Annotated in this window: 28 protein-coding genes and 1 tRNA gene; 12 read left to right on the forward strand and 17 right to left on the reverse strand. The window is 64.6% G+C overall.

Features of this window, described 5'->3' with window-relative positions; all coding sequences use genetic code 11:
- Positions 1-41: 41 nt before the first annotated feature.
- Positions 42-1,325, forward strand: coding sequence for an amidohydrolase (locus RH831_RS02235; protein WP_310552644.1), 1,284 nt, complete (start codon positions 42-44; stop codon positions 1,323-1,325).
- Between the two features lie 40 nt (positions 1,326-1,365).
- Positions 1,366-2,646, forward strand: coding sequence for an adenosylhomocysteinase (locus tag RH831_RS02240; RefSeq protein WP_310552645.1), 1,281 nt, complete (start codon positions 1,366-1,368; stop codon positions 2,644-2,646).
- Positions 2,647-2,715: 69 nt separating this feature from the next.
- Here RH831_RS02240 and RH831_RS02245 read toward each other — a convergent pair whose 3' ends face one another.
- Complete coding sequence (locus RH831_RS02245) at positions 2,716-3,171, reverse strand: 30S ribosomal protein S19e (protein ID WP_310552646.1); 456 nt, start codon at positions 3,169-3,171, stop codon at positions 2,716-2,718.
- A 92-nt stretch (positions 3,172-3,263) separates the two neighbouring features.
- Between RH831_RS02245 and thiL the strand changes: the two genes are divergently transcribed.
- Positions 3,264-4,157, forward strand: a complete 894-nt coding sequence (thiL, locus tag RH831_RS02250; RefSeq protein WP_310552647.1) for a thiamine-phosphate kinase — start codon at positions 3,264-3,266, stop codon at positions 4,155-4,157.
- On the opposite strand, the gene RH831_RS02255 is transcribed toward thiL, so the two are convergent.
- From RH831_RS02255 to RH831_RS02265, 3 genes are all read right to left on the reverse strand, one after another.
- Positions 4,144-5,256 (reverse strand): site-2 protease family protein, encoded by a 1,113-nt coding sequence (locus RH831_RS02255; RefSeq protein ID WP_310552648.1) that lies wholly within the window; start codon positions 5,254-5,256, stop codon positions 4,144-4,146. The two genes, thiL and RH831_RS02255, sit on opposite strands and share 14 nt — an antisense overlap.
- 147 nt (positions 5,257-5,403) lie before the next feature.
- Complete coding sequence (locus RH831_RS02260; protein ID WP_310552649.1) at positions 5,404-5,766, reverse strand: PIN domain-containing protein; 363 nt, start codon at positions 5,764-5,766, stop codon at positions 5,404-5,406.
- 29 nt (positions 5,767-5,795) lie between these two features.
- The gene (locus tag RH831_RS02265) at positions 5,796-6,044 is read right to left on the reverse strand and encodes a hypothetical protein (protein ID WP_310552650.1); all 249 of its coding nucleotides are present in this window, start codon (positions 6,042-6,044) and stop codon (positions 5,796-5,798) included.
- Positions 6,045-6,159: 115 nt separating this feature from the next.
- On the opposite strand from RH831_RS02265, the gene RH831_RS02270 reads away from it, so the two are divergent.
- Together RH831_RS02270 and RH831_RS02275 are read left to right on the forward strand one after the other, a co-directional pair.
- Complete coding sequence (locus RH831_RS02270; protein WP_310552651.1) at positions 6,160-6,357, forward strand: antitoxin VapB family protein; 198 nt, start codon at positions 6,160-6,162, stop codon at positions 6,355-6,357.
- Entirely contained in the window at positions 6,354-6,749 is a 396-nt protein-coding gene (locus RH831_RS02275) for a PIN domain-containing protein (RefSeq protein WP_071932536.1), read from the forward strand. The genes RH831_RS02270 and RH831_RS02275 overlap by 4 nt, the downstream gene beginning before the upstream one ends.
- A 216-nt stretch (positions 6,750-6,965) precedes the next feature.
- Here RH831_RS02275 and RH831_RS02280 read toward each other — a convergent pair whose 3' ends face one another.
- The 5 genes from RH831_RS02280 to RH831_RS02300 form a co-directional block, all read right to left on the reverse strand.
- A complete protein-coding gene (locus RH831_RS02280) occupies positions 6,966-7,376 on the reverse strand; it encodes a hypothetical protein (RefSeq protein ID WP_310552652.1) in 411 nt (136 codons plus the stop codon).
- 77 nt (positions 7,377-7,453) lie between these two features.
- The gene (locus RH831_RS02285; protein ID WP_310552653.1) at positions 7,454-7,990 is read right to left on the reverse strand and encodes a hypothetical protein; all 537 of its coding nucleotides are present in this window, start codon (positions 7,988-7,990) and stop codon (positions 7,454-7,456) included.
- A 551-nt stretch (positions 7,991-8,541) separates the two neighbouring features.
- A tRNA-Pro gene (locus RH831_RS02290) sits at positions 8,542-8,614 on the reverse strand.
- 47 nt (positions 8,615-8,661) lie between these two features.
- A complete protein-coding gene (trmY, locus tag RH831_RS02295; protein WP_310552654.1) occupies positions 8,662-9,255 on the reverse strand; it encodes a tRNA (pseudouridine(54)-N(1))-methyltransferase TrmY in 594 nt (197 codons plus the stop codon).
- Between the two features lie 20 nt (positions 9,256-9,275).
- Positions 9,276-10,268, reverse strand: coding sequence for a hypothetical protein (locus RH831_RS02300; protein WP_310552656.1), 993 nt, complete (start codon positions 10,266-10,268; stop codon positions 9,276-9,278).
- A gap of 88 nt (positions 10,269-10,356) precedes the next feature.
- Here RH831_RS02300 and RH831_RS02305 point away from each other — a divergent pair, with 88 nt between their 5' ends.
- Both RH831_RS02305 and rnhB read left to right on the forward strand, forming a co-directional pair.
- Entirely contained in the window at positions 10,357-11,652 is a 1,296-nt protein-coding gene (locus RH831_RS02305) for a tRNA pseudouridine(54/55) synthase Pus10 (protein ID WP_310552657.1), read from the forward strand.
- A gap of 24 nt (positions 11,653-11,676) precedes the next feature.
- The gene (gene rnhB, locus RH831_RS02310; RefSeq protein ID WP_310552658.1) at positions 11,677-12,321 is read left to right on the forward strand and encodes a ribonuclease HII; all 645 of its coding nucleotides are present in this window, start codon (positions 11,677-11,679) and stop codon (positions 12,319-12,321) included.
- On the opposite strand, the gene RH831_RS02315 is transcribed toward rnhB, so the two are convergent.
- Genes RH831_RS02315 through RH831_RS02325 form a run of 3 tightly spaced genes read right to left on the reverse strand, consistent with a single transcriptional unit; the run spans position 12,318 to position 15,374 of the window.
- Positions 12,318-13,865: a preprotein translocase subunit SecD gene (locus RH831_RS02315; protein WP_310552659.1), complete on the reverse strand. Its 1,548-nt coding sequence runs from the start codon at positions 13,863-13,865 to the stop codon at positions 12,318-12,320. The genes rnhB and RH831_RS02315 overlap by 4 nt on opposite strands.
- On the reverse strand, positions 13,862-14,722 hold the full coding sequence (secF, locus tag RH831_RS02320; RefSeq protein ID WP_310552660.1) for a protein translocase subunit SecF: 861 nt from the start codon (positions 14,720-14,722) through the stop codon (positions 13,862-13,864). Before secF ends, RH831_RS02315 begins: the two co-directional genes overlap by 4 nt.
- 25 nt (positions 14,723-14,747) lie before the next feature.
- On the reverse strand, positions 14,748-15,374 hold the full coding sequence (locus RH831_RS02325; RefSeq protein ID WP_310552661.1) for a metal-dependent hydrolase: 627 nt from the start codon (positions 15,372-15,374) through the stop codon (positions 14,748-14,750).
- Positions 15,375-15,473: 99 nt separating this feature from the next.
- Between RH831_RS02325 and RH831_RS02330 the strand changes: the two genes are divergently transcribed.
- The 3 genes from RH831_RS02330 to RH831_RS02340 are packed head-to-tail and all read left to right on the forward strand — an operon-like array spanning position 15,474 to position 18,504.
- Positions 15,474-16,076, forward strand: a complete 603-nt coding sequence (locus RH831_RS02330) for a hypothetical protein (protein ID WP_310552662.1) — start codon at positions 15,474-15,476, stop codon at positions 16,074-16,076.
- Positions 16,077-16,119: 43 nt separating this feature from the next.
- Positions 16,120-17,415 (forward strand): glucose-6-phosphate isomerase, encoded by a 1,296-nt coding sequence (locus RH831_RS02335; RefSeq protein ID WP_310552663.1) that lies wholly within the window; start codon positions 16,120-16,122, stop codon positions 17,413-17,415.
- Positions 17,416-17,418: 3 nt separating this feature from the next.
- Positions 17,419-18,504: a type II CAAX endopeptidase family protein gene (locus tag RH831_RS02340; protein WP_310552664.1), complete on the forward strand. Its 1,086-nt coding sequence runs from the start codon at positions 17,419-17,421 to the stop codon at positions 18,502-18,504.
- On the opposite strand, the gene RH831_RS02345 is transcribed toward RH831_RS02340, so the two are convergent.
- Together RH831_RS02345 and RH831_RS02350 are read right to left on the reverse strand one after the other, a co-directional pair.
- The gene (locus RH831_RS02345; protein WP_310552665.1) at positions 18,501-18,959 is read right to left on the reverse strand and encodes an NOB1 family endonuclease; all 459 of its coding nucleotides are present in this window, start codon (positions 18,957-18,959) and stop codon (positions 18,501-18,503) included. The two genes, RH831_RS02340 and RH831_RS02345, sit on opposite strands and share 4 nt — an antisense overlap.
- The gene (locus RH831_RS02350; protein WP_070364120.1) at positions 18,960-19,202 is read right to left on the reverse strand and encodes a PRC-barrel domain-containing protein; all 243 of its coding nucleotides are present in this window, start codon (positions 19,200-19,202) and stop codon (positions 18,960-18,962) included. It lies immediately after the preceding gene.
- Positions 19,203-19,314: 112 nt separating this feature from the next.
- Here RH831_RS02350 and infB point away from each other — a divergent pair, with 112 nt between their 5' ends.
- Both infB and RH831_RS02360 read left to right on the forward strand, forming a co-directional pair.
- Positions 19,315-21,111, forward strand: a complete 1,797-nt coding sequence (gene infB, locus RH831_RS02355; protein WP_310552666.1) for a translation initiation factor IF-2 — start codon at positions 19,315-19,317, stop codon at positions 21,109-21,111.
- Between the two features lie 152 nt (positions 21,112-21,263).
- Positions 21,264-21,401 (forward strand): hypothetical protein, encoded by a 138-nt coding sequence (locus tag RH831_RS02360; protein WP_157754347.1) that lies wholly within the window; start codon positions 21,264-21,266, stop codon positions 21,399-21,401.
- Between the two features lie 75 nt (positions 21,402-21,476).
- Here RH831_RS02360 and RH831_RS02365 read toward each other — a convergent pair whose 3' ends face one another.
- Genes RH831_RS02365 through RH831_RS02375 form a run of 3 tightly spaced genes read right to left on the reverse strand, consistent with a single transcriptional unit; the run spans position 21,477 to position 23,640 of the window.
- On the reverse strand, positions 21,477-21,842 hold the full coding sequence (locus RH831_RS02365) for a DUF5811 family protein (protein WP_310552667.1): 366 nt from the start codon (positions 21,840-21,842) through the stop codon (positions 21,477-21,479).
- Between the two features lie 48 nt (positions 21,843-21,890).
- The gene (locus RH831_RS02370; protein ID WP_070364117.1) at positions 21,891-22,364 is read right to left on the reverse strand and encodes a pyruvoyl-dependent arginine decarboxylase; all 474 of its coding nucleotides are present in this window, start codon (positions 22,362-22,364) and stop codon (positions 21,891-21,893) included.
- A gap of 46 nt (positions 22,365-22,410) precedes the next feature.
- Positions 22,411-23,640 (reverse strand): proteasome-activating nucleotidase Pan2, encoded by a 1,230-nt coding sequence (locus RH831_RS02375; RefSeq protein WP_310552668.1) that lies wholly within the window; start codon positions 23,638-23,640, stop codon positions 22,411-22,413.
- Between the last annotated feature and the right edge of the window lie 44 nt (positions 23,641-23,684).

Raw genomic sequence — 23,684 nt, forward strand, 5'->3', positions numbered from 1 at the left:
CAAGCGGCAGATTCAGGGCCGCCCACCGAGAACCGGCGGCCATGTCGACAACGCTCACCGACGGGCACGTTCTCCATCCCGACGGCTCGGTCTCGCGGGCCGACGTTCGCTTCGAACAGTCTACCGGCGAGATCGAGGCGGTCGGCCAGGGACTCGCCGCCGACCAGACCCTCTCCGCCGCGGGCGGCCTGGTCATGCCCGGCCTGGTGAACGCTCACACACACGCCGCGATGACACTCCTCAGGGGCTATGCCGACGACAAGCCACTCGACGCCTGGCTCAGCGAGGACATCTGGCCGGCCGAGTCGGCCCTGGAACCGGCCGATGTCCGGGCCGGCACCGAACTGGCGCTGTTGGAGATGATCCGCTCGGGCACCACCGCCTTCGCTGATATGTACTTCCACATGGACGAGGTCGTGGCCGCCGTCGAGCGGGCCGGCCTTCGGGCCCGACTCGCCCACGGGATCGTGACCGTGGGGAAGAACGAAGAGGAAGCCGCAGCCGACCTCCAGGAGGGCATCGACTTCGCCAAGCGGGCAGACGGCAAAGCGGGGGGCCGGGTTCAAACCGCCATCTCGCCCCACTCGTTGACGACCGTCGACGAGTCGACGCTGCGAGAGGCGGCCCAGGCCGCTCGCGAACTCGACGTGCCCATCCACCTTCACGCGAACGAGACCACGGACGAAGTCGAGCCAATCGTCGACGAGCGAGGGGTTCGCCCACTCGCCTACGGCAGCGAGCTGGGACTTTTCGACTCACAGGACTTCTTCGCTCACGGGGTCCACCTGGACGAGACGGAAATTGAGCTCCTGATCGAGCGCCAGCCCAGCGTGGTACACTGCCCGGCCTCGAACATGAAACTGGCCTCCGGAATGGCTCCCATCGAGGACCTACTCGATGCGGGTGTTCCACTGGCGCTTGGCACGGACGGGGCTGCCTCGAACAACGACCTCGACATGTTCGACGAGATGCGGGACGCCGCGCTCCTGGGCAAACTCGCCGCGGACGACGCCAGTGCAGTCCCGGCCGAGGCAGTCATCGAGATGGCCGGCGGCGGCGGCGCACGGGCACTCGACCTCCCGGGCGGGGAGGTCACTCCGGGCGCGGCCGCGGACCTGATCGTCGTCGACTTCGAGGCCCCGCGGATGACACCCGTTCACGACCACGTCTCGCACCTGGTGTATGCGGCCCAGGGGAGTGACGTGCGCCACACGGTCGTCGACGGGGCGGTGCTCATGCGCGATCGGGACGTTCAGACCCTCGACGAGCAGGCCGTCCGCGAGACGGCCCAGACCCGCGCGGCGCGCCTGGCCGACCGCGCCTGATGCCGGTAACGTTTAAAGCGCGCTGGCCCTCCATCCGGACATGACCGTTTCTCCGATCAGCGACCGGCTCGCTGACGTCGAGTCCGCCGTCGCCGACGGCCGGACGAAAATCGACTGGGCGTACGAACACATGCCGATCCTCCAGTCCCTGCGGGCGGACTTCGAGGCCGAGCAGCCATTTGCGGGGCTCACCATCGGAATGGCCCTCCACGTGGAGGCCAAGACCGCGGCTCTCGTCGAGACACTCGCCGCGGGCGGGGCGGAAGTCGCCATCACCGGCTGTAACCCACTCTCCACGCACGACGACGTGAGCGCAGCGCTGGACGCCCACGAGGCCATCACCTCCTATGCCGAACACGGTGTCGACGAGACCGGGTACTACGACGCCATCGAGGCCGTCATCGCCCACGAGCCCGACATCACCGTCGACGACGGCGGCGACCTGGTCTTCCGGATCCACGAGGAACACCCCGACCTGATCGATTCGATCATCGGCGGCTCCGAGGAGACGACCACTGGAGTCCACCGGCTCCGCTCGATGGACGCCGACGACGCGCTCGACTACCCCGTCTTCGCCGTGAACGACACCCCGATGAAGCGACTGTTCGACAACGTCCACGGCACCGGCGAGGCCTCGCTTTCGAGCATCGCCATGACCACGAACCTCTCCTGGGCCGGCAAGACCGTCGTCGTCGGCGGGTTCGGCCAGTGTGGTCGTGGCGTCGCGCGGAAGGCCGCCGGACAGAACGCTTCGGTGGTCGTCACCGAGGTCGACCCGCGGCGGGCCCTGGAAGCCCATATGGAGGGCTACGAGGTCCTGCCGATGGCCGAGGCCGCAAAGAAGGGCGACGTCTTCATCACCACCACGGGCAACCGGGACGTCATCACGCCCGAACACGTGGAACACATGCAGGACGGCGTGATTCTCGCCAACGCGGGGCACTTCGACGTGGAGATCGACCTGGACGGCCTGGCCGACCTCGCCGTCGAACAGCGGGCGGTCAGGGACGGCGTCCGGGAGTACAAACTCGAAGACGGACGCCGGATCAACGTCCTCGCCGAGGGGCGGCTGGTGAACCTCGCGACGCCGGTCTCGCTTGGCCACCCCGTTGAGGTCATGGACCAGAGCTTCGGGATCCAGGCCGTTGCGGTCCGGGAGTTAGCGACGAACGGCGACGCCTACGACGCCGGCGTCCACGAGGTTCCCGACGCACTCGATCGAGAGGTCGCGACGATCAAACTCGAGGCCGAGGACATCCAGATCGACGAGCTGACCGCCGAACAGGCGGAATATCTGGACAGCTGGTCGCAGGGAACCTGATCGACGGCGAGTGAACTTCTTCGGCTGAAAAGCAGCGCAAAAACGCCCCGTTCGAACCCCTGTGCCCGATCAGGCGTAGCGTTCCAGTGCCGGATCGTCGAGGGACTCGATGACGGCACCGGCCGTCTCGTCGAGGAGTTTTTGGCCCTCGGCCGTAATGTCCCGCCCCTCACCCTCGCGAGTCATGATCAGGCCCTCGTCCTCCAGGTCCTGGAGGATCTCGCGGATGACCTTCTGGGAGCCGTCGCTGCGCTTGCTCGGGGCGACCGCGTAGCGGTTCGAGCCGCCCTTCGTGCCGCCGTAGGCCGTCGAGAGGCTCTCGACGCCGATCGGCGCGTTCATCGCGACCTTTCGAAGGAGGCTGGCGGCCCGGCGGGCCCAGAAGTCCTCCTGCTCGGGCGGCAGTTCCCGGTTCGCACCGGTCTTCGTGTAGTCGGCCCAGTCGGGCGCCTCGATTCGGTCCGCGAGCTCCCCGGCGAGCGCGTCGATGAGCTCGTCCGCGGGGGCGTCGTAGAGAGTTGCCATGCCCGCGGATTCTCGATGCCGCTGTTTAAACTATTCGTTAGGCGGTCAGGCTGGACCGGGCGACTTTTTGAGTGGGCTCCCGAGGAGCGAGCATGGACGAACAGGCGGCCCGGTCGATCGTCGAGGGCCTCGTGAACGCCGCGGGGGACGACGCGGCGGTCGTGGACGGCACGGTGCTCACGATCGACATGCTCCACGAGCGGACGGACTTTCCGCCAGGGACGAGCCGCTATACGGCCGGCTGGCGATCGGTGGGCGTCTCGCTCTCGGATGTCGCTGCGATGGGCGCGAGTGCGACCGCCACCGTCGCCGCCTTCGGCGTCCCCGACTTCGAGACGGACGTCCTCGAAGCGTTTCTGGAGGGCGCACGGGACGTTTCGGCGGCCGTCGGCGCACAGTACGTCGGGGGCGATCTGGACCAGCACTCGGAGTTCACCGTGGCGACGGCCGCGATCGGAACCACCGAGCAGCCAGTCCGGCGATCAGGAGCCAGTCCAGGCGAACTGCTCTGTGTCACGGGAACACTGGGCCGGAGTGCCGCCGGCGTCCGGGCCTTCGAGTCAGGCGCGATCGGGCTCGGGAACGATCTCTTTCAGTTCACTCCCCGTGTCGAGGCCGGCCAGGCGCTCGCCGGGGTCGCGACCGCCATGATGGATGCAAGCGACGGGCTGGCTCGCTCGCTGCACCAGCTCGGGGCGGCAAGTGACGTGGGCTTTCGGGTAGATGGCGACGCGATCCCGGTCGCCGACGCCCTCGATCGGTTTCTCGCCACCGGGGAAACCGGCAGCGAGGTCGCCACGACCTACGGCGGGGACTTCGAACTCGTCTTTACGATTCCGGAAGCCGAACTCGAGGCCGTGCGATCGGCGCTCTCCGTTCCCGTCTCGGTTCTCGGCACGGTCCAGCCGGCCGAGGCCGGCATCGAACTCGACGGCGAGCCCCTCCCGGACCAGGGCTACACCCACGGCGAGTCTACAGGCCGATGATCTCGATCGGGATCGGCGTGAAACAGAGCAGCCCGAGGACGAAGGTTGCCACCCCGAGAAGCTGTCGCCGGCGATCGAGCGGCGTGTCGACGACCGGCGACGCGGAGCCGATCCAAGCCGCGAGCATCGCCATGAACCCCCAGATGACCCACACCGTGACCATCTGGCCGGCGTCGGTCAGCAGGTAGAGCCCACCAGCCAGCCCGAAAAGCGACAGGGGCACAAGCGGGGCGATCCGCTCCTGGGCCGGCCCGACCATCGCCCGCAACAGATGGCCCCCGTCCAGTTGGCCCACCGGAATGAGATTCAGGAAGGTGATGAACATCCCGACCCAGCCGCCGATGACGACGGGGTTGACGACCAGCCGGGGATCGGCATAGGAGAGTGGCTGGCCCATCGCGGCGGCGATGGCCTGCAACAGGAGCGGGTAGTTGAACTGTATCTCCACGGTCGACTCCGCGGCCATAACCCAGTCGGGGACCTGCACCGGTGGCAGTGACAGTCCGATGACGGTCACGACGACGGTCGCGACCAGGCCCGCCAGTGGGCCGGCGACCCCGATGTCGAAGAGCGCCCTTCGATTCGGGATGCGGCCCTTGACCTTGATCACTGCGCCCATCGTCCCGATGATCGACGGGAAGGGGATGAAGTAGGGGAGGGAAGCCGGCACGTCGTAGTAGCGGCTCAGCACGTAGTGACCGAGTTCGTGGGTCCCCAGCACGCCCATCACCGCGAGCGTGAACGGGAGGGCCTGCAGGATCGCCGGCGAGAACAGATCCTCGACGTAGTACCACTGCGTGCCGACCAACAGCGTCGAGAAAACGGTCGCGACCGCGAGGATCACGTTCGTCCAGGGGACACCGTCGTCGTTCCCCTGGGGGGTCGCCACGAGCACGTACTCACCCAGGCGGCGCTCCAGGCGGACTTCGTAGCCGGCCGCCCGAAACTCGGGCCAGACGGACTCGACGAGTCGCTCCCGGTCCACCAGCGGGTCGCCGTAGTAGTGGATTCCCTCCTCGGCCTCGCTCACTTCGTACACGCGGAAGACCGAGCGCATGGCCTCGGGCGAGGGGAGCCTGTCCGGGGTGGCCGGCGGCATGGGCGGCGATTCGTATTCGAACAGTAAAACGGCGTCGCGTTCGGAGAAGCGACCCGTGCAAACGGGGCGAAACGGTGTTGGAGCGATCTGCACGTGGGATTTCCCACGTCGAGAGTCTGGCCCGAACGGATGATTTCTGGTCGTCTCTCAGTAGGTCTCGACTGGGACCCCCAGTCGTTCGAAGTCCTCGACGTTCGCCGTCAGGACGGCGTCGTCAAGAACCGAGGCCATCGCAGCGATGTACGCGTCGTTTGGACCAACGCCGGCGTGGCCGCCGGCCTGATCGTCAGCCGCCGCAAGTAGCTCCCCGGCCGTTCGAGCGATTTCCGCATCGACTGCAACCCGTGGATAGCCCAGCATGCGATTGCGCACCTCCCGACTCGTCGTGTCGCTTCGCGCTGTCCCAACACCGTAGTAGACCTCGGCGATAACTGGCGTCGGCAACCATTGCATTTCCCCGTTTTCGACGAGTGTTGTGCCCTTCGCAAACGCGCCCGGATCTTCAGCCATCAAATCGAACAGATACGAGGAGTCGATAATCATTCTCCCGTCTCGTTGGTTTCAAACGCGTCGCGAGCGCTTTCGAGACGGTCCCGATCACCGTTCCGGAAGCGTTCGACCGCCTCTTTGGCGTTTCTGGCTTCCACCTCCGTCAGCAACCCGGCGACATCGCCCGGGGGCGGGCCGCGAGTCATTCGGCGAAGTGTCTCTTCCATCGTCTCCCCCTCGTTCTTGTGGGCGCTCAGCCACTCGTGGTATTCCTCGGAGACGCGGATGGTTTTGACCATAGAATATATTAGGATATATGGGTCGAAGAGTGTTACGGCCACCCCCAGCAGGCTCACCGAGCGCGTACGCGAGAGCGGCGAAAGGTAATTAGGACTGTATGCAGTTTGCATACACATGAGCACGTCACTCCGGGTTTCCGAGGAGACGAAAGCCATCCTCGAACGGCTGAAACGGGAGGACGAAACCTTCGACGAACTGCTGGCACGGCTTGCAACGAACGAACAGCCGATCAACGTCGGTGCCTGGAGTGAGGAGCAGGCAGACCGCGCACGGGAGGCTGTGAAACGCTCCCGGGAGAGTTTCGAGCGATAATGTTCCTGGACTCCTCGGTCATCATCGACATGCTCGAAGGCGTTCCGGCGGTCGTCGAGTACGTCGAAGATCGCGGACAGCCCTACCTCACGTCCACACTGTGTGTGTTCGAGGTCATCAATGGCGAAGTCGGCTTCGGGGCCACGGATGTCGTCGCGATTCGCCAGGAGTTCGGTGGCGTTCGAGCGCTCGATCTCACCGAACAGATCGCCCTGGAGGCAGGCCGGATGCAGAGCCAGTTGATGGACGACGGGGAGCGCATGGCGACTCGGGACCTCTTGATTGCCGCGACAGCCCGATCGACGGGGGACGAACTCGTGGTCTCCGACGGGGATTTCGAAACCCAACTGCTTGCGGATCTGATGGACGTGACCTATCTGGGCGAATCGTAGTGGTGGCGACTCTTCTCGATCGTCTGAATTGTGGTGTGTCGCAGGCGGTTTCAAATGAGATTGAAGTGAAAGGTGTGAATGATTGGGCCAGCGTTTTCAGAAATTATTCAGCGGGGAATTTAGTCGAGTATTGCGCACGAAAACGGTCGTTTTCGGGCAGTCTGTACGAAATATACTTTCTTTATTACCTGAAAAGGTGGCCCGAAAGTCAAGCTATTATCCTGGCACAAATTTCCCAATAGCCTTCGCAATGGATCCAATCATATCCCCGACTGAGTTAGCAATCTTGCTTCGGTGATTTCTCCGAAGTTCCAATCTGTGTCCTTTTGCACGATGAATTTCTTTTTCCGCCTCTATGGAAATCAATTTCAGTCTTAGTTTCTCTTTTGGGGTGAGCGCCTCAGTACTTAGAAAGTCATCCCCCATCCCTTCAACCTCCAATATTGGCTCGTCCAAATCAGAATCTGGGAAATTCGCCCTGAATACTTTCATTCTTGCTTCTACGCCGAACTCCTTATTATGCAGCCAGTCAATATCGCACTCTTTCAGATCCTCAAAATTGAAAATTTCCAGGAGCTGTTTCTCAAACCAATCTATCTCTTCTTTATTAGGGGTATCTTGTGCCATTATTTGCCTTCCATAGTGTGGGCTGAATAAAATTGCGGGCACACGAAATTTGAAAGAGGAATTGTTTGTTACTGAGGTTAGGTCTGGGTAAGTGCGTCTTTTTTATCCTCGGTTAAAGAAAATTGAACTTCCTTTTCCAGTATACCGGTAGTGGAGTCAATTTGAATCGTGGCGGTGATTTCATCTGGATACTTTTCTCGTGGGGAGCCTTCGATATTATCTCCAATTCCCCGTCTTTCATTTGGATCTAGATTGTAATTTTTATCATTCGTCAAATTTTTTCGTCTGGATGTTTGATTAAACATTTCCAGCTTTTCATCCATGTCTTTAGGAATGATATTCATGTCTGAAATTGTGGTGGGTTCTCTTCCTTTATTTTCGATTTCTAATTTCACTTCATATTTCGTAGCGGATATTTTATCTTCCATTGATACTGAACCCAATAGTGTGGTATATACGGGATAATACTCGCTGTGAGATACTTCTAATATGTTTAGCTCTGCAGATCTAGCCTTCATATCCATTATTTGATAATAAATTAATACTACTGTGAACAGGGATACCAGTATTGTTAGAATATCATTCCATCTGTTAAACAACAAATCCCCAATCATTCTCTTGATTAAAGTTCTATAGCTGGAAAATTACTTAAATCTTAGAGTCCGTAGAGACGGGATCTATCCAGTGCACGATTTATAGTGGACCTGGAAGTTTCCAATTCACTCGCGGCGGTCCGTTTTGAGATGTTGTCCTGTTTGACCATATCAAGTGTCGCGACAACCTGATCGTAGTTCTCGGCCGGGACAAGATGCCCGGCGTCAGTTTCGAATCCGAGCAGTGGACGACCGTGATGGTAGCCGTCTTCCCGACGTCGTGAAGCGATACCCTCTTTCGTTCGCTGCTGAGCCATCTCGGCTTCAAGCTGGGCAAAAACACCGAACAGGCGGAGGAGAGCGGCCTGGCACAGGTCGTTGCCTTCAGGCAGAAGAGGTTGTTTTCGTCAATAAACGGTACACAAAACAGGGCGGCGGTCAACCGTCAAGCACGCTCACCGAGCGCGAAGCGCTCGGGCCGAGGAACCCCCGAAGGGGGTGACGACGGCTTTTGGTCCAGATTTTGCGAGCGACGGAGCGTTCTCCGTCGCGAAGTAAAAGGTGGGTATGAATGGGCCGGCGCGAATTTGAATCGCGGTTACGGCCACCCGAAGGCCGAAGGATACCAAGCTACCCCACCGGCCCGCATCCAAAGCGAAGGCACGACACGGGTTTAACGTTTCGAAAGCGCCCTAGAACGAGTAGCCGTCGGTGTCCAGATAGTTGTGCACGACCGAAATCGTGTGATCGGCGTGCAGGGCTTTGGGCCCCACGCTGACCCGGTAGTCGGCGTACTCCGCGAGAAGATCGCGCTCCTCGGCGGTGAAATCGAGGTGATCCGAGAGCACGAAGGCCGGGTTCTCCGGCGGCTCGACACTCGCGAGCGGGTCGCCGTCCTCGTGGAGCTGGACGATCGCCCCCTCACGAGCCGCGGCCTTGAGCACCGACTCGAAGCCCCGATTCGAGACGTAGATCCCCGGGGTCGATTCGACCTCGCTGTGACCGATGGCGTCCGCCCGGGCCTCCAGAGCCTGGCGCAGCAGGCTGGCGATATTCCGCTCGTCGGGGTTCATGTAGCGGAGCTCCACCCCCTCGATCTTGATCGTGACCGTATCCGAGAGCACCAGATACACCCGCACGTTCTCCCGGATCGCATGCGAGAGGAAAAACGCCGAGTTGACACACCGGGCGAGCACGTCCAGGCGACCCGCCCCGCCCGCGAGGTCGTCAAGATCGAAATCCGGGTCCGTCGGGGCGGTGTGACCGAGGACGATGAAACGGCGCATATCCTACCCACGAGGGCCGTTCACGAAGGCGTTTCGCCTCTGACGGCCTCGCGCTGCTCGGCAATGAGATCGAGTTCGGGCTCGACATCCCCGAGCACCAGCAGGGCCCAGTACCGGAGGTAGGTCTGGACCGGTACCTGGACCAGCGCCAGGGCGACGATCCCCACGATCGCGAGCGGGACGGCCAAAATACCGGCCCAGAGCGGGCCCGCAGCGATCAACACCGCCACGACTGGCAGCGCGACCGCGATGCCGATCACCGCCATGGCGATTCCCACGACGATCCCGATCCCGATCATCAGGAAAAGTCCGACGATGATGTAGACCAGAAAGTCCTTCCAGCCGGCCTTGAAGACACCCCAGAACCGCTTCCAGGCGGAAATGACACCCCGATCCTCCAGGAGCATGATCGGGGCGACGAAGGCGGTCGTGAAGACATAGACGATCGAGCCGAGGAGCCCGAAAACCAACAAGACCGGCATCACGAGCAGCAGAACCAGAAGCGGCCCGGCCGGGGCGACACCGGCGAGGATGGGACCGAGGGTGAGCAGGAGCACGGTCCCGACGGCCAAAAGCGTGAGCAGGCCGAACACCAGGCGGAACGCGAACAGCCGCGTCCCGAGTCCCTGGTAGGATTTGACGTACTGACGGACGTGAACGGCGTCAGTACGAAGCGATTCGAGGAAGGCGAACTCGAAGGTCGCCGCGAGCCACTGGACGACGAGCAAGACGAGAAGCCCGACCAGGGCCACCAGGGCGATGATACCGAGGTTTTGTGAGAGCAGCGTCCCGAGTTGATCCATGGTGAGATCGCCACCGGGGGTCTGCCCGGGGGTAGTACCACCGTTGAAGGGCATCTGGACGTTCCCCGACGGAGCACCGCCACCGCTGGTGCCCGCGACGAACACCGAGAGGAGCGCCAGCCGGAGCCAGCGCCCCCACTCGATGGGGAAGAGAAAGGCACGCGACGCCCGATACGCGTCCGAAAGGTCATCGACTGCGTGGAGGGCCATCGTGTGGACCGTCAACCGGCCAACACATAGATGTATCTCTTGAAACCGGACCGAAGCATACGAACCCCTGCCTGCGTAACGGGAGAGCATGACGCTACTTCGGGACGCGGCGGCGGTCCTCGAGAACGGGCCGGTCTGTGATCCCTGTCTGGGGCGGCCCTTCGCCGACCTGAGCCACGGCCTGACGAACGCCGAACGGGGTCGGGCCCTGCGAATCGCCGTGGCCCTCGACGCGGACGAGCCCTTCGAGCCGAGCGAGGAGTGCTGGGTCTGTGAGGGCGAGACAGCGGCCTTCGAGGACTGGGCCGATCGGGCAGTCGAAGCGATCGGCGACGTGGAGTTCGAGACCTACCAGGTCGGGACACGTCTCCCGCCGCTAATCGAGGAGAACGAGACGCTACTCCGGGAACTGGCCGGACTGGACGAGGACGCCGGCGAACGGCTCGGATCGGAGATGAACCGCGAGGTGGGCAAACGGGTCGGACAGCAGACGGGGGCCGAGGTCGACTTCGGACGCCCGGACGTGCAGTTGCTCCTCGAAGTCGACGCTGGGGACGTCGACGTAACGATCAACTCCGCGTTCGTCTACGGCCGCTATCGCAAGCTCGAACGGGGCATCCCACAGACCGAGTGGCCCTGCCGGGAGTGTCACGGCAGCGGCACCCGAGCGGGCGAACCCTGTGTGTACTGTGACGGCACCGGCTATCAGTACCCCGAGTCGGTCGAACAGTTGACCACACCGCCGGTCGAGGCGGCCATGGACGGCAGCGACGCGACCTTCCACGGGGCCGGTCGCGAGGACATCGACGCCCGCATGCTTGGGACCGGCCGGCCGTTCGTGATCGAGGTCTCTGCGCCACGGGATCGATTTCCCGACATCGAATCGCTCGAAGCCGATATCAACGACTTTGCCGACGGCAAGGTCGAGGTCGAGGGATTGCGACTCGCGACCTACGAGAGCGTCGAGCGGGTGAAACGCCTCCCGGCCTCCAAGACCTACCGGGCGACGGTCAGCTTCGAGGAACCGATCACCGAAGCAGCGCTCTCCGAAGCGCTCGACACCCTCGACGGCGCGACCATCGAGCAGGAAACCCCCACCCGAGTCGACCATCGCCGGGCCTCGAAGGTTCGGACCCGCACAGTCTATGGAATCGAGGGTGACCTCGACTCGCCGACCGAGGCGACAGTCGAGATCCACGGTGAGGGCGGACTCTACGTGAAGGAACTGGTCAGCTCCGACAACGGACGGACCGAACCGAGCCTGGCCGGCGAACTCGGGGTGTCCTGTCACGTCACCGCCCTGGACGTACTCGCCGTCGAAGGCGAGGACGAGTCCTTCGAGGACGAGGCCTACTTCCGGGCGACCCCGAGTCCCAAGAGCTAACCAGGCACCGATCGAGGAAAGCGTATGCCCTTCGGGGTCGACGAGGCAGGCAAGGGACCGGTGCTCGGTTCGATGTTCGCGGCCGCGGTCGTCGCCGACCCCGAGGATCTCCCGGACGGGATCGCTGATTCGAAGACACTCACCCCACAGCGACGGGAACGGCTCGCGGCGACACTCCGGGCTGCGGAGGCTATCTCGATCGGCGTCGCGGAGATTCCGGTCGCGAGGATCGACGATCCCGAGACTGACATGAACACACTGACAGTCAGCGCCCAGGCCCAGGCCATCGACGCGGCCGGGGTGAGCGACGAAACGGGATACGTCGACGCCGGGGACGTGGACGCCGAGCGGTTCGGGCGACGGGTCGAGAAGCGAGTTGACACGGACGTGCGGATACAGGCCGAACACGGGGCCGACGAGTCCGATCCCCTGGTCGGGGCCGCAAGCATCATCGCAAAAGTCGCCCGTGACGCCCACGTTGTGGCGCTAAACACTGAGTACGATGCCGATCTCGGCAGTGGCTATCCCAGCGACGACCGCACCCGATCGTTCCTCGAAACCTACGTACAGCGAACCGGCGAGTTACCCGACTGTGCGCGTCGCTCCTGGCAGACGAGCAGCGATATTCTCTCAGCGGCCGCCCAGACCGGACTCGGGGACTTCGATTAGTCCTCGGAGACGACCAGGTGGCGCAGAATGTCCCCGTAGGCCGGGCGGGTGATGAAGACCCCGATGAGGACCCCGACGATGGTGATGATGGCAAAGCCGGAGAGATCACCCAGCGAGAGCACCGTGAGCGGGCTCATCGCCACGATGGTCGTGGCGGCAGCCGCCCCGATCACCCAGAAGGCCTTCCGGAAGCGACTCTGGAAGACCCGACCGGTCGCCACGTTCCCCTGCTGGAGGATCTCGTCGGCGATGATCACCAGGTCGTCCACCCCCGTCCCGATGACCGCGATGAACCCGGCGATGTGTGAGAGGTTGAGCGGGTACTGGACGAAGGCGACGAAGCCAAGCAGGAGATAGACCTCCGAAAGGGCGGTCACGACCATCGGCGCAGCCACCTCGGGCCGACGATAGCGGCCGTAGACGACCATGCTCACCGCGAGGACAGCCATGATGCCGACGATCAGTGAGTTGCTCTTGAAGCGGTCAGCCAGCGCCGGCGAGAGCGAGAGGCTGTCGGAGTTCTCGAAGTCCAGCGGTGCCGGCAGTCGCCCCGCCTTCAGGCTGAGTTCGAGGTTCCGGGCCTCCTCCATCGAGGACGTGGTCATGGTGAAGGTGGGGCTCTTGGCGAAGTCGCCACTCCGGAAGTCCTCGCCGAGTCCGGGCTCCACACCCCCGACGAAGACGGGGTTCCCGTTCAACGTCGTGACCATACAGTCCCCCTCGATGCTCTCGATCGAGTCGTGCTCCTCGGCCGCCGCGGTACAGGTCGAACCGTCGCCGAAGCCGAGTTCGACCATCTCCTGGGAGAACGACTCCGCACTCGCCTCCGCGATCGTGACCTGCACGCCAGGTTCCCCGTCCTGGTTCGTCGTCGCCGACCCGACGCGGGCGAACTCGTCCTGGTTCAGGACCTGTGTCGGCTCGTAGGCACCGCTCTCGTTCTGTGAGACCGCGAAGATCCGGACGACACCGCGGTCCTCCAGAATACTGACGAGCTCCTCACGGTCCCGATCAGGGGCCGTGATACTGATGACCTGTCGTCCACCAAGCGTGATCTTCTGGACCGATCCCCCGCTCAACGCGGACTCACTTAGCTTCTCCTCCACGCGTTCGACGAGTTCGGTGGCCGTCTCATCGGTCACGCCGTCCCGGACCGAACCGGGGTCATAGCCTTCTGCTTCGAGTGCGCTCCGCAGTTCGTCCCGAGAGACGTCCTTCGTGAACACTTCGACGGTGTTGGTCTCGTTTGCGACCCGGATGTCGATCGCGTCGATTGCCAGGCTATCGGCGAGTGAGGCGGCGAGGGCGGTCTCGTCTTCTGCAGAGACGCTCACTTCCTCGGCCGTGATCCCCACCGGCGGGGCCCGAATTCGGGTCCCGCCGCTGAGTTCGATGCCGTACTGTAGGTTCGTCGTCGCGTCGGATTCGGCGACCTGTTCCCCAGTGCTGCCGGCCGGCGCACCCGGGACGAACAGCGCGACCGAACTCAGGACGACCAGGACCACGAGCAGGACCAGTCGCCAGTTCTCGCGGATGGCGCTCATCGGGCCACCCCCTCGTACTTGTACCAGCGAAGCAGGGAGACGTTGAACATGTACGTGTTCATGAGATCAGTCGTGAGTCCGATAACGAGGATCAATCCGATCGAGGCCATGAGGTCGATCCCGAAGAACGTCGCGGCGACGGCCATCACGGCCATCGCGGCGATCGAGGTCACGGTCATGGTCACCCCGGTCTGCATCGCCCGGTAGGTCGACTCGTAGAAGTCCCCGGAGCGCCGGAGCACGTGATTGGTCAACAGAATGTCCGAGTCCACGGAGTACCCGATGAGCATCAACAGCGCCGCGACGGTCCCCAGAGAGAGTCTGATACCCAGCAGGTTGAGGACGGCAATCGGGACGAGCATATCCGAAAAGGCCGAAACGACGATCGCCAGGCTGGGAATGAACGTCCGGAAGAGGGCAAAGGCGAGCACGCTCATCCCCAGGAAGGCGATCGCGAGCCCGATGATCGCCCACTTCTTGTTCTCGTCGCCGAAGATCGCGGACGTCTCACCACTCCCGAGGACCGTGAGGTCATCAGCGCTCTCGGCGGTCGCCCTGACCGAATCGACGTTCGCCGTCTCGAAGGTCACGACGTAGGTGTTCTGTCCCTCGATTCCCTGGACGGAGACGACCGGTTCGTCGAACTGGGCGGCGATATCAGCCTGTGAAAGTGAGGATTCGACGGTGAGCTCTGAGCCACCGGCGAAATCGACCCCCATATGGGCCGGCGACCCGGTGATCGCCCACATTCCGCCGACGATCAACACGGCGACAACGAGGACCGCCAGCGGGACCGCCACGAGCTGGCGGTTCGAGTACCGGCTGTAATCGACTTCCGGGACCTCGAACTGCGGCATATCGGCGTGTGAGGCGGGCCCCGGGTTAAGACTTCGTATCTCCGTTGACAGTCTCCTCGAGGAACCGATCGGGGAGGCGGGTCCGTACGGTCGACGGGACCCGTTCGAACAGCCACTCCGCGACGGCGACCATCGGTTTGCGGACCAGCGTGTACACGACCGAGACGAGCAGCAGCGCCCAGATACCCAGCGCGACCGGGCCCTCGACGGTGATCAGCACCGGCGCAGCCACGATCGCGCCCAGCGCTAGATCCTCGGGCGCGCCGTCGTAGCGCACGTACCGGCGAGGTCGAAGCCACCGCCCGTGGAAGTGGCTGTAGACGGCCCGCTGGGAGCGACCCCGCCAGGGCCGGAGTTCGAGTCCACCGCCCGCGGCGTCCATGATCGAGTGGGCCGCCGCGGCGAGGAGGAACAGCGCCACCGCCCAGGCGGCCGGGGTAGCGAGCAAAACTGCGAGTAGAACCGCTGGCACCGCCGCTATACTGAAGTAGACCGGATAGTGCAACGTCCGGCGGTGGCCGGCGTACAGGTCCAGGTCGGGAAACACGCCGCCGGCGGCCGCGGCGACGATTCCCAGAAGCGTGATCTCGGGAACCGCCACGGCGGCCGCCGCTGCGATCGCGATTCCCACGAGCGCGTGGGTGGTCGCCATCATCGTGACCATCCTACAGCGCGAGCGGGTATATGACTGTCGCCTGTTCGAGGTCAGAATGGCGAGTTATAGGCCCCCGGGTCCTACGGGGCCCTAGCCGTGCTCCTCACGGGACTGATCCGTACCATCCAGGTGGCGATCGGCCTAGTCGTCGCCTACGGGACACTCACAGGAGACCTCGTAGTCGTCGTCAACGGGGTCCTCGGGCTCGGGACGACGTTCCTTCCAGCGGGCCTGGAGCGGGCCTACGGGGTCTCCTTCCCGACCACGGTCGTCCTCTGGGTCGCCGTCGCGGTCCTCCTCCACACCCTCGGCATGGCGGGCCCGTACACCACGGTCTGGTGGTGGGACCACCTCACCCACACCCTCTCGGCGACGCTGGTAGCGAGTGTGGGCTATGCCTTCGCCCGTGCCTTCGAGGAGCATGCCCCGGGAATCACACTCCCTGCGGACTTCCTCTTCGTGTACGTGGTTCTTTTCACGATGGCCGCGGGGGTGCTCTGGGAGGTCCTGGAGTTCGTGGGGCGACTGCTCGCAAGCTGGCTCGGCCACCAGCCCTTGCTCGTCCAGTACGGGCTCCAGGACACGATCCTCGACCTGCTCTTTGACGCCGTGGGCGCGGTCGTCGTGGGCGTGTTGAGCCGCGGCCGGGTCGACTGGCGCGAGACACCGATTCGGGAGCTCGTGAAACGCACGCGCTAGGGAGAACCGGAAAACGCCTTAGGCCCGCGGTCCACCCGACGGTATGGAAGTGACCATCGAGAGCGCGCTGGCCGAACACAGCCCCATCGGCGTTCCACGGGCGACTCTGGAGGAACTCGACGGGGCGGTGCGTTCGGCGGCCGATCGCATCGCGACCGGCCGGGAGCAGGACGAACACGGGTACGCAGCCCTGAACCTCCCCGAAGAGACGGACCCGGAACCGATCGAGGCCGCCGTCGAGTCGGTCACACCGGCGGAGAACTGGCTGACGATCGGAATCGGCGGGAGCGCATTGGGCGCGGCGACGATCACCGAGGCCCTGGACGGCGACGGGGAGACCTACTACCTCGACAACGTCGACCCCGCCGACATCGCGGCTTTGCTCGCGGATATTGACCTCTCCGAGACCGCGATGAACGTCGTCTCCCGATCCGGGACGACCGCCGAGACCCTCGCGAACTTCCTCGTCGTCCGGGGAGCCATGGAGGCGGCGGGCGTGGACTGGACCGAGCGAACCGTAATCACCACCGGCGAGTCGGGGCCACTCGCGACCCTCGCCGACCGCCACGACCTCCCCACGCTTACCGTCCCGGATGGGGTCCCCGGACGCTTCTCCGCGCTCTCAGCGGTCGGGCTGGCCGCCGCGGCCTTTCAGGGGCTAGATCTCGAGGCCATCCTGGCGGGTGGCCGCCGGGCCGAAGCGAGTCTCGCGGACTCGCTCTTCGAGTCGCCGGCTTACGCCTACGGCGCGACGATGTACGCCCTCGAAGCGCAGGGCGCGAACGTCGCGGCGATGATGCCCTACGCCGAATCCCTGGAGGCCTTCGCGGAGTGGTTCGCCCAGCTCTGGGCCGAGAGCCTGGGCAAGGACGGCCGCGGGCAAACCCCAGCACGGGCCCTCGGCGCGACCGACCAGCACTCTCAACTCCAGCTCTACCGCGCCGGGCCGAAGGACAAGGTCGTCACGCTCGTGCGCCCACGCGAACGGCCCTCCGTCCCGATTCCGGAGACCAGTCAGGAAGCCATCGACTATCTGGGCGGCAGCGACCTCCGGGCCCTGATCGATGCGGAGTTCGACGCGACCGAGGCCAGCCTCCGGAAGGCCGGCGTGCCGGCCATCCGGATCGAGATCGACGCGCTCGACGCGACCGGGATCGGCGAACTGCTCTACACGATGGAGGCGGCGTGTATCATGGCCGGCGAACTCGCCGGCGTGGACACGTTCACACAACCCGCCGTCGAGTGGGGCAAGGACACCGCCCGAGCGCTCCTGCGCGGCGAGCAAAGCCTCGAAACGATGGACGGGCTCTCGGTTCGCTCCGGGCCCGAGTCTCAGTAACCAATGAGCCGGGATCGCGGAGGCTTCGCGCCTGCCGTCGGGTTCGTCCTGGGTGGACTCGGCCTGGGAACGGGCTTTCTCCGGTGGACGGAGCTCGTGGCCGTCGGACCGGTAGAAAGCCTGCCAGGGGTACTCTTCGGCCTGCTCGCGCTCGCGGGCTTCGCGGCGCGACGCTACGGGGCCACCGATCGCCGGTGGAGTCTGCTCGCGGGCGTCGGCGCTGGTGGGCTGGCAACCGCCGCCGGGGTCGCGACGCTTCACCCATCGGCGATGGCCGACCCGGGGGTCGGACTCGGGGTGCCAGTCGCGTTCGTCGTCGGCGTGCTGGGAGTTGGCATTGCCTACGCCGACTCCCTGGGACAGGATCGAGCACACATTTTGGTTCGCAGCCACGCCACCTCGACGGCGTTGTTCATCGGACTCACTGGCTTGCTCGTTGGCTTTGCCTTCTCGACGGTGGCCGTACTGGCACTGTTCCCCGGTGGCTCCATCGCCAGCAACGGGGTCGCGACCGCGGCGTTCAGCGTCGGGCTGGGAGTGGTCGCCGTGGGCTATGTCATTCGGACCGGTCGGGGCTGGGACTTCTTCGACGTGGCCTGGCCGACCCGACGGGGCTGGCTCTACGTGATCGGGGGCACGATCGCGATGTTCGTGATCCTGGGCGTCTCGGGCTGGCTCGCGGAGCTCGTGGGCGTTCCATCCGTCGAACACGGACTCATCGAGCAGGCCCGGGAAGACCCGGTGATCCTGCTCGCGTTCATCCCGCTCTCGTGGCTCGCGATCGGGCCGGGCGAGGAGCTACTCTCCCGGAACGTCGTCCAGAAACACCTCTACGACGCGTTTTCCCGCCGTTCGGCAGTGATCGTGGCGACGGTCGTCTTCACCGTGATCCACCTGCCCGCCTACGCGACTGGCCCGCCGCCCGCGATCTTCGCGACGCTCTTGCGGCTGTTCGGGATCTCACTGGTCCTGGGGATCGTCTACGAACGAACGGAGAACGTCGTGGTACCGGCACTGGTCCATGGCACCTACGACGCCATCCAGTTCGGCCTCGCCTACGTGGCGATCACCGCCGGCGTGCTGGGCTAGTTCGGGTTCTTGCGGGCCAGATCGGCCCCACAGATCGGACAGCGGTCGTGTTTTTCGTCGAACTCCTTTCCACAGCCCTGACACTGCCACAGCCAGTCCCGCTGTTCGGTGATTCCCTCCTGGGCGATGACCTCGATGGCCACGTCGAGTGATTCGGCGACGTTCTGGATGGCATAATCGTCGGTCACCAGGGTCCCGTCGAGTTCGAAGGCCGCAGCGAGCAGGCGCAGGTCGGTCTCGGAGAGGGTGTCCAGGTCGCCGGTGGACTCGGCGGCGCGTTTGACCCGATCGAGCACGTCGGCGTCGGGAATGTGGACGTGCATCCCCGCCCCCTCCATCGCGTCGTAGCGATACCCGGCCCCATCGACCAGTTCCTCTCTGACTGCGGGGATGGTCGCGACGGGCTCCTCCGTGTCGAACTCCTCGATGAACGCCGACGCGTCGAGGACGTACATCTACCGGTCGACGACGATGTAGTCTTTGACCGCCTGCACCCGGGCAACCGGGATCTGGAAGCGGCCCGACTCGTCCTGCGGGAAGTCGACGTGGGCCGAGCCCTCCTCCAGGGGTTCGACCAGGAGGTTCTCGATCCGGCCCGATTCCAGATCCATCGTGACGTTGTACAGTTTTCCGAGTTCGGTGCCGTCGGCCCCCATTACCGACTTGCCGGAGAGGGTCTCAGCGAGCATATCGGCCATACGCCATCGGACTCGACCCGCGACCTTAAATGCCGTGGGCTCCCCGGGCCAGGTGACGATGCTCTTAACTGCCGCCCGTTGATCTGTAGGAGTAACCGGGTTCTTTACTCGCATGTCGCCTGACCCAGCCCAAACCGACGCGTTTCGAACCCCCATCGTGGCCGTCCTGGGCCACGTTGATCACGGCAAGACGAGCCTGCTCGACAAGATTCGGGGCTCGGCCGTGATCGAGGGCGAATCGGGAGCGATCACCCAGCACATCGGCGCGACCGCAGTCCCCCTCGAGGTGGTCTCGAAGATCGCCGGCGACCTGGTGGACCCCGAGGAGTTCGACCTGCCGGGCCTGCTCTTTATCGACACGCCGGGCCATCACGCCTTCACCACGCTGCGGGCCCGCGGCGGGGCGCTGGCGGACATCGCCATCCTCGTCGTGGACGTGACCGACGGCTTCCAGCCACAGACCCACGAGGCGGTCTCGATTTTGCAGGACAGCGAGACGCCCTTCGTCGTCGCCGCCAACAAGGTCGATACGATTCCCGGCTGGAACCCCACCGCCGACGCCCCGATCCGGGCGAGTTACGAGGCCCAGAGCGACCGCGTGCGCGGGGACCTCGACGAACGGCTCTACGAGATCATCGGCGACCTCTCGGATGCGGGCTTCTCCGCGGACTTCTACTGGCGGGTGAAAAACTTCCGACAGAACGTGGGCGTGATTCCGGTGAGCGCGGAGACCGGCGAGGGCGTCCCGGACCTGCTGGCGGTCCTGATGGGGCTCTCCCAGCGCTACATGGGCGAGGAGATGGAGGTCGACATCGCGGGCCCCGGTGCGGGCACCGTCCTCGAAGTCACCGACGAGCGGGGCTTTGGCTCCACGCTGGACGTGATCCTGTACGACGGCACGATCGAGGAGGGCGACGAAATCGTCGTCGGCGGGACCCAGGGGCCGATCGTCACGACCGTCAGAGCGTTGCTCCGGCCACGTGATCTGGCGGAGATCCGCACCGAGAAGCGCTTCGAGCAGGTCGAGTCGGTCTCGGCCGCGATGGGGCTGAAGATCGCCGCGCCGGATCTCAAGGAGGCCCTCTCCGGCGCCCCAGTCCGGGTCGTCGGGGACCGGGAGACCGAGGCCGTCGTCGAAGCCGTCCGGGAGGAACTCGCGGAGGTGGCCGTGACCACCGAGGAAGAAGGCATCGTCGTCAAGGCCGACACCCTGGGGAGTCTGGAGGCCATCGCCAACTCGCTGCGCGAGGCAGAGATTCCGATCCTCCGGGCCGAAGTCGGGGACATCGCGCCCCGGGACGTGAGCGTGGCCTCGACGGCCGACGAGGACACCCACCAGGCGATCCTGGGGTTCAACGTCGACGTGCACGACGACGCCGCGGATTTGGCCGCCGAGTCGGACGTCCGACTGTTCGTGGACGACGTGATCTATCAGCTCATCGAGGACTACGAGGCGTACGTCGAGAACATCCACCGACAGCAACGCGAGGCCGTCTTCGAGAACGTCGTCCGGCCCGCCCGCTTTCGGATCCTCCGGGATCACGTCTTCCGGCAGTCCGGGCCCGCCGTGGTCGGCGTGGAGGTCGCGACGGGCACCCTGGGACGGAACGTTCCCGTTGGCTACTTCGAGAACGGCGAGTTCGAGCGCGTGGGCGTCCTCAAGACGATCCAGGACGAGGGCGAAGATCTGGATGAGCTCCGGGCCGGAGAGCGCGCCGCGGTCTCGATCGACGGCCCGACGGTGGGGCGGGACATCGAGGAAGAAGACGTGCTCTGGGTCGACCTCCCCGAGAATCACGCCAAAGTGCTCGAACAGGAACTCCGCGAGGACTTGCCGGCCGACGAGCGGGAGGCGCTCGCCCAGTTCCTGGAGACCCGGCGCGAGCGCGAGCCATTCTGGGGGAAGTAGGTCGTTACCCACCACACACAGTCGTTTTCGAAACCAGCGCCGAGAGTGAGCGCCGCCGCCCGCCGGACCTTATATGAATATAAGGTTCTAATATTGTTTCAATTGGTATCAGGAGAACCCTTATGTGCACAACCATGAACGATAGGGATGTGATGCAACACACCACGGAATTCCACCAGATCCGGGAGTGTCCCAACTGCAACAGCTACTGGCGACGAACCGGCCGCCACGCGGTCGGTCTGGTCGACTACAAGCAAGACGACACCTGCCCGACGTGCCAGGCGAGTTAATACGAGAACGGCTGCGGTCTCAGGTTCCTCGGGACAACTCGGGTTTTTCGAACGGTGGCGGCGTTTTCAAGTGAGTTATCGAGCCATCGGCGGCACGTCGTCACCGATCGCCTGCTTGACCTGCAGCGCCGCGCTCGCGGCCAGGCCGCGGGCGACCTCGTCGACGTCCTCGACGGGGATGAGGTCCTCCTCGCTCTCCATGTCGGGCGTGAAGCCGGCGCTCACGGGGTTGCCGACCGGGGGCCGGACCGAGATGGTGACCTGGGGCCCCGAGTTCGACTGGCCAACACGGGAGCCGACCTGGTAGTCATCGGGCAGAAAGCGACGGGTCGCCCGCTCTACGTCGGAGACGCCCTCCTGGAGGGCGCGCCGCGCCGCGGGAGAGAGTTCCGGAACCTCCTCGTCGCCCGGACGGCCCGCGTACGGCGTATTTCCATACATTACCCACGCATAGCCGGGCGGGCTGGGTAAACACTTCGGTCCCAGCAGTCAGAGAATCGGCTCGGCGGTCCCGTAGGCCGCGATGACGACGCTTGCGGCGTATTCACCGCTCTCGGCTTCGATGCTCGTCGTCTCGACCGCCGGGCCGTCCATCTCCCAGTCGCGCAGGTCCTGGCCCGCCGCGATCCCCTCTCGTACCCGGGCCTCGACCGTGGCGCGGTCGGTCGGGCCGGCCGACTCGTAGAACAGTCCCGGACCGTCGCCGGTCGTCCAGGCGAGGCCCGCCGAGGCGACCCCCGGCCCGGCGACGGTCGTGGCAGCCTCCACGACGGTCAGCCGATGCCCGATCGGCCCCAGATCCGGGGCCGTCCCGACTCGCGAGACCGTGGCGTCCGCCGGAATGACCGAGGAGACCGCGACGAGGTTGTAGTTGTGCACGTTCGCCGCGGCCAGCGCGGCGTCGTACGCGGCGGTCTCCGTGGGGCCGCGGCCGGTCCCCCAGACGATTCTGATCTGGCCCATCGACTCGGAGAAGGCAGGTCCCGAATTAATCCGTGTCGGTTGCGAGCTACTGGATGTAGGCCGTGTAGGCGGGCGAATCGCCCTCGGCGGCGGTCTCCAACTTCTCGACGGCGTCCCGGAAGTCCGCCATCGTGACCGTCTCGCGGTCGTCCCGGATCGCGAACATCCCGGCCTCGGTACTCAAACTCTCCAGTTGTGCGCCGTTGAAGCCCTCGGTCTCGCGGGCCAGACGCTCGAAGTCCACGTCCGCTGCGAGGTTCATCGACTGGGTGTGGATCCGGAGGATCTCCGCCCGCGCCTCGCGAGTGGGCTCTGGCACTTCGATCAGGCGGTCGAACCGGCCGGGCCGCAGGATCGCCCGATCGAGCATGTCAAAGCGGTTGGTCGCGGCCATCAGCCGAACTTCCCCGCGGTCCTCGAAGCCGTCCATCTCCGAGAGCAGTTGCATCATCGTCCGCTGGACCTCGGCGTCCCCGGAGGTCTTGGAATCCGTGCGCTTGGCCGCGACGGCGTCGATCTCGTCGATGAAGATGATCGAGGGTTCCCGCTCGGCGGCCAACTCGAAGAGGTCTCGGACCATCCGGGAGCCCTCGCCGATGAACTTCCGGACCAGTTCGGAGCCGGCCATCTTGATGAAGGTCGCGTCGGTCTGGTTGGCCACTGCCTTGGCCAGCATCGTCTTCCCGGTGCCGGGCGGGCCGTGGAGGAGCACGCCACTCGGTGGCTCCACCCCGACCTTCTCGAAGCGCTCGGGCTGGGTGAGCGGGTCCTCGACGGCCTCCTGGACCTCGCGGATCTCGTCGTCGAGGCCCCCGATGTCCGCGTAGGTGACATCCGGGCTCTCCTGGATCTCCATGGCCTGGGCCCGGGCGTCGGTCTCGTCGTCGAGGATCTGCTGGACGGCAAAGGAGTCGTTGATGGCGACACGATCGCCCATCTCCAGTCGCTCGGCGAGCTCCCCGGAGACCTCGGTCAGGACCTCCTGGTTGTTGCCGTGCTGTTTGACGATGACCTCGCCGCTTTCGGTCCGATCCTCGACTGTCGCGAGGTAGAGCGAGGCCGTCTTCAGCGTCTCGTTCTCACGCTGAAGACTGTCAACCTCTTCCTGGAGGTCCTCGCGACGCGACGTGACCCGGTCGAGCTGGGCCTGCAGTTCCCGGTGCACCGAGAGAATGTCGACGTAGTGGGATTTCAGCGCCTCGAGACGCTCGCGAGGCGGCGATTCTGGGTCCAGATCGAGCGTTGGGCGATCCGGAAGGGAGGGGCTCCGAGACATTTTGGCGTGAGTACGGTCCGGATAATCAAGTCCCTTTGGGTCCA

This window comes from Halodesulfurarchaeum sp. HSR-GB, assembly GCF_031432215.1.
In the GTDB taxonomy this organism is placed as follows: domain Archaea; phylum Halobacteriota; class Halobacteria; order Halobacteriales; family Halobacteriaceae; genus Halodesulfurarchaeum.

Bases quoted from the DNA above. Each gene is read 5' to 3' on its own strand.
- RH831_RS02280 (WP_310552652.1), bottom strand. From the start codon at position 7,376: ATGGCACAAGATACCCCTAATAAAGAAGAGATAGATTGGTTTGAGAAA.
- RH831_RS02325 (WP_310552661.1), bottom strand. From the start codon at position 15,374: ATGGCGACCACCCACGCGCTCGTGGGAATCGCGATCGCAGCGGCGGCC.
- RH831_RS02235 (WP_310552644.1), top strand. From the start codon at position 42: ATGTCGACAACGCTCACCGACGGGCACGTTCTCCATCCCGACGGCTCG.
- RH831_RS02260 (WP_310552649.1), bottom strand. From the start codon at position 5,766: ATGGCTGAAGATCCGGGCGCGTTTGCGAAGGGCACAACACTCGTCGAA.
- RH831_RS02370 (WP_070364117.1), bottom strand. From the start codon at position 22,364: ATGGGCCAGATCAGAATCGTCTGGGGGACCGGCCGCGGCCCCACGGAG.
- RH831_RS02285 (WP_310552653.1), bottom strand. From the start codon at position 7,990: ATGATTGGGGATTTGTTGTTTAACAGATGGAATGATATTCTAACAATA.
- RH831_RS02305 (WP_310552657.1), top strand. From the start codon at position 10,357: ATGACGCTACTTCGGGACGCGGCGGCGGTCCTCGAGAACGGGCCGGTC.
- RH831_RS02315 (WP_310552659.1), bottom strand. From the start codon at position 13,865: ATGAGCGCCATCCGCGAGAACTGGCGACTGGTCCTGCTCGTGGTCCTG.
- RH831_RS02300 (WP_310552656.1), bottom strand. From the start codon at position 10,268: ATGGCCCTCCACGCAGTCGATGACCTTTCGGACGCGTATCGGGCGTCG.
- trmY (WP_310552654.1), bottom strand. From the start codon at position 9,255: ATGCGCCGTTTCATCGTCCTCGGTCACACCGCCCCGACGGACCCGGAT.
- RH831_RS02240 (WP_310552645.1), top strand. From the start codon at position 1,366: ATGACCGTTTCTCCGATCAGCGACCGGCTCGCTGACGTCGAGTCCGCC.
- RH831_RS02340 (WP_310552664.1), top strand. From the start codon at position 17,419: ATGAGCCGGGATCGCGGAGGCTTCGCGCCTGCCGTCGGGTTCGTCCTG.
- RH831_RS02345 (WP_310552665.1), bottom strand. From the start codon at position 18,959: ATGTACGTCCTCGACGCGTCGGCGTTCATCGAGGAGTTCGACACGGAG.
- rnhB (WP_310552658.1), top strand. From the start codon at position 11,677: ATGCCCTTCGGGGTCGACGAGGCAGGCAAGGGACCGGTGCTCGGTTCG.
- RH831_RS02270 (WP_310552651.1), top strand. From the start codon at position 6,160: ATGAGCACGTCACTCCGGGTTTCCGAGGAGACGAAAGCCATCCTCGAA.
- infB (WP_310552666.1), top strand. From the start codon at position 19,315: ATGTCGCCTGACCCAGCCCAAACCGACGCGTTTCGAACCCCCATCGTG.
- secF (WP_310552660.1), bottom strand. From the start codon at position 14,722: ATGCCGCAGTTCGAGGTCCCGGAAGTCGATTACAGCCGGTACTCGAAC.
- thiL (WP_310552647.1), top strand. From the start codon at position 3,264: ATGGACGAACAGGCGGCCCGGTCGATCGTCGAGGGCCTCGTGAACGCC.
- RH831_RS02365 (WP_310552667.1), bottom strand. From the start codon at position 21,842: ATGTATGGAAATACGCCGTACGCGGGCCGTCCGGGCGACGAGGAGGTT.
- RH831_RS02375 (WP_310552668.1), bottom strand. From the start codon at position 23,640: ATGTCTCGGAGCCCCTCCCTTCCGGATCGCCCAACGCTCGATCTGGAC.
- RH831_RS02350 (WP_070364120.1), bottom strand. From the start codon at position 19,202: ATGGCCGATATGCTCGCTGAGACCCTCTCCGGCAAGTCGGTAATGGGG.
- RH831_RS02245 (WP_310552646.1), bottom strand. From the start codon at position 3,171: ATGGCAACTCTCTACGACGCCCCCGCGGACGAGCTCATCGACGCGCTC.
- RH831_RS02265 (WP_310552650.1), bottom strand. From the start codon at position 6,044: ATGGTCAAAACCATCCGCGTCTCCGAGGAATACCACGAGTGGCTGAGC.
- RH831_RS02360 (WP_157754347.1), top strand. From the start codon at position 21,264: ATGCAACACACCACGGAATTCCACCAGATCCGGGAGTGTCCCAACTGC.
- RH831_RS02255 (WP_310552648.1), bottom strand. From the start codon at position 5,256: ATGCCGCCGGCCACCCCGGACAGGCTCCCCTCGCCCGAGGCCATGCGC.
- RH831_RS02335 (WP_310552663.1), top strand. From the start codon at position 16,120: ATGGAAGTGACCATCGAGAGCGCGCTGGCCGAACACAGCCCCATCGGC.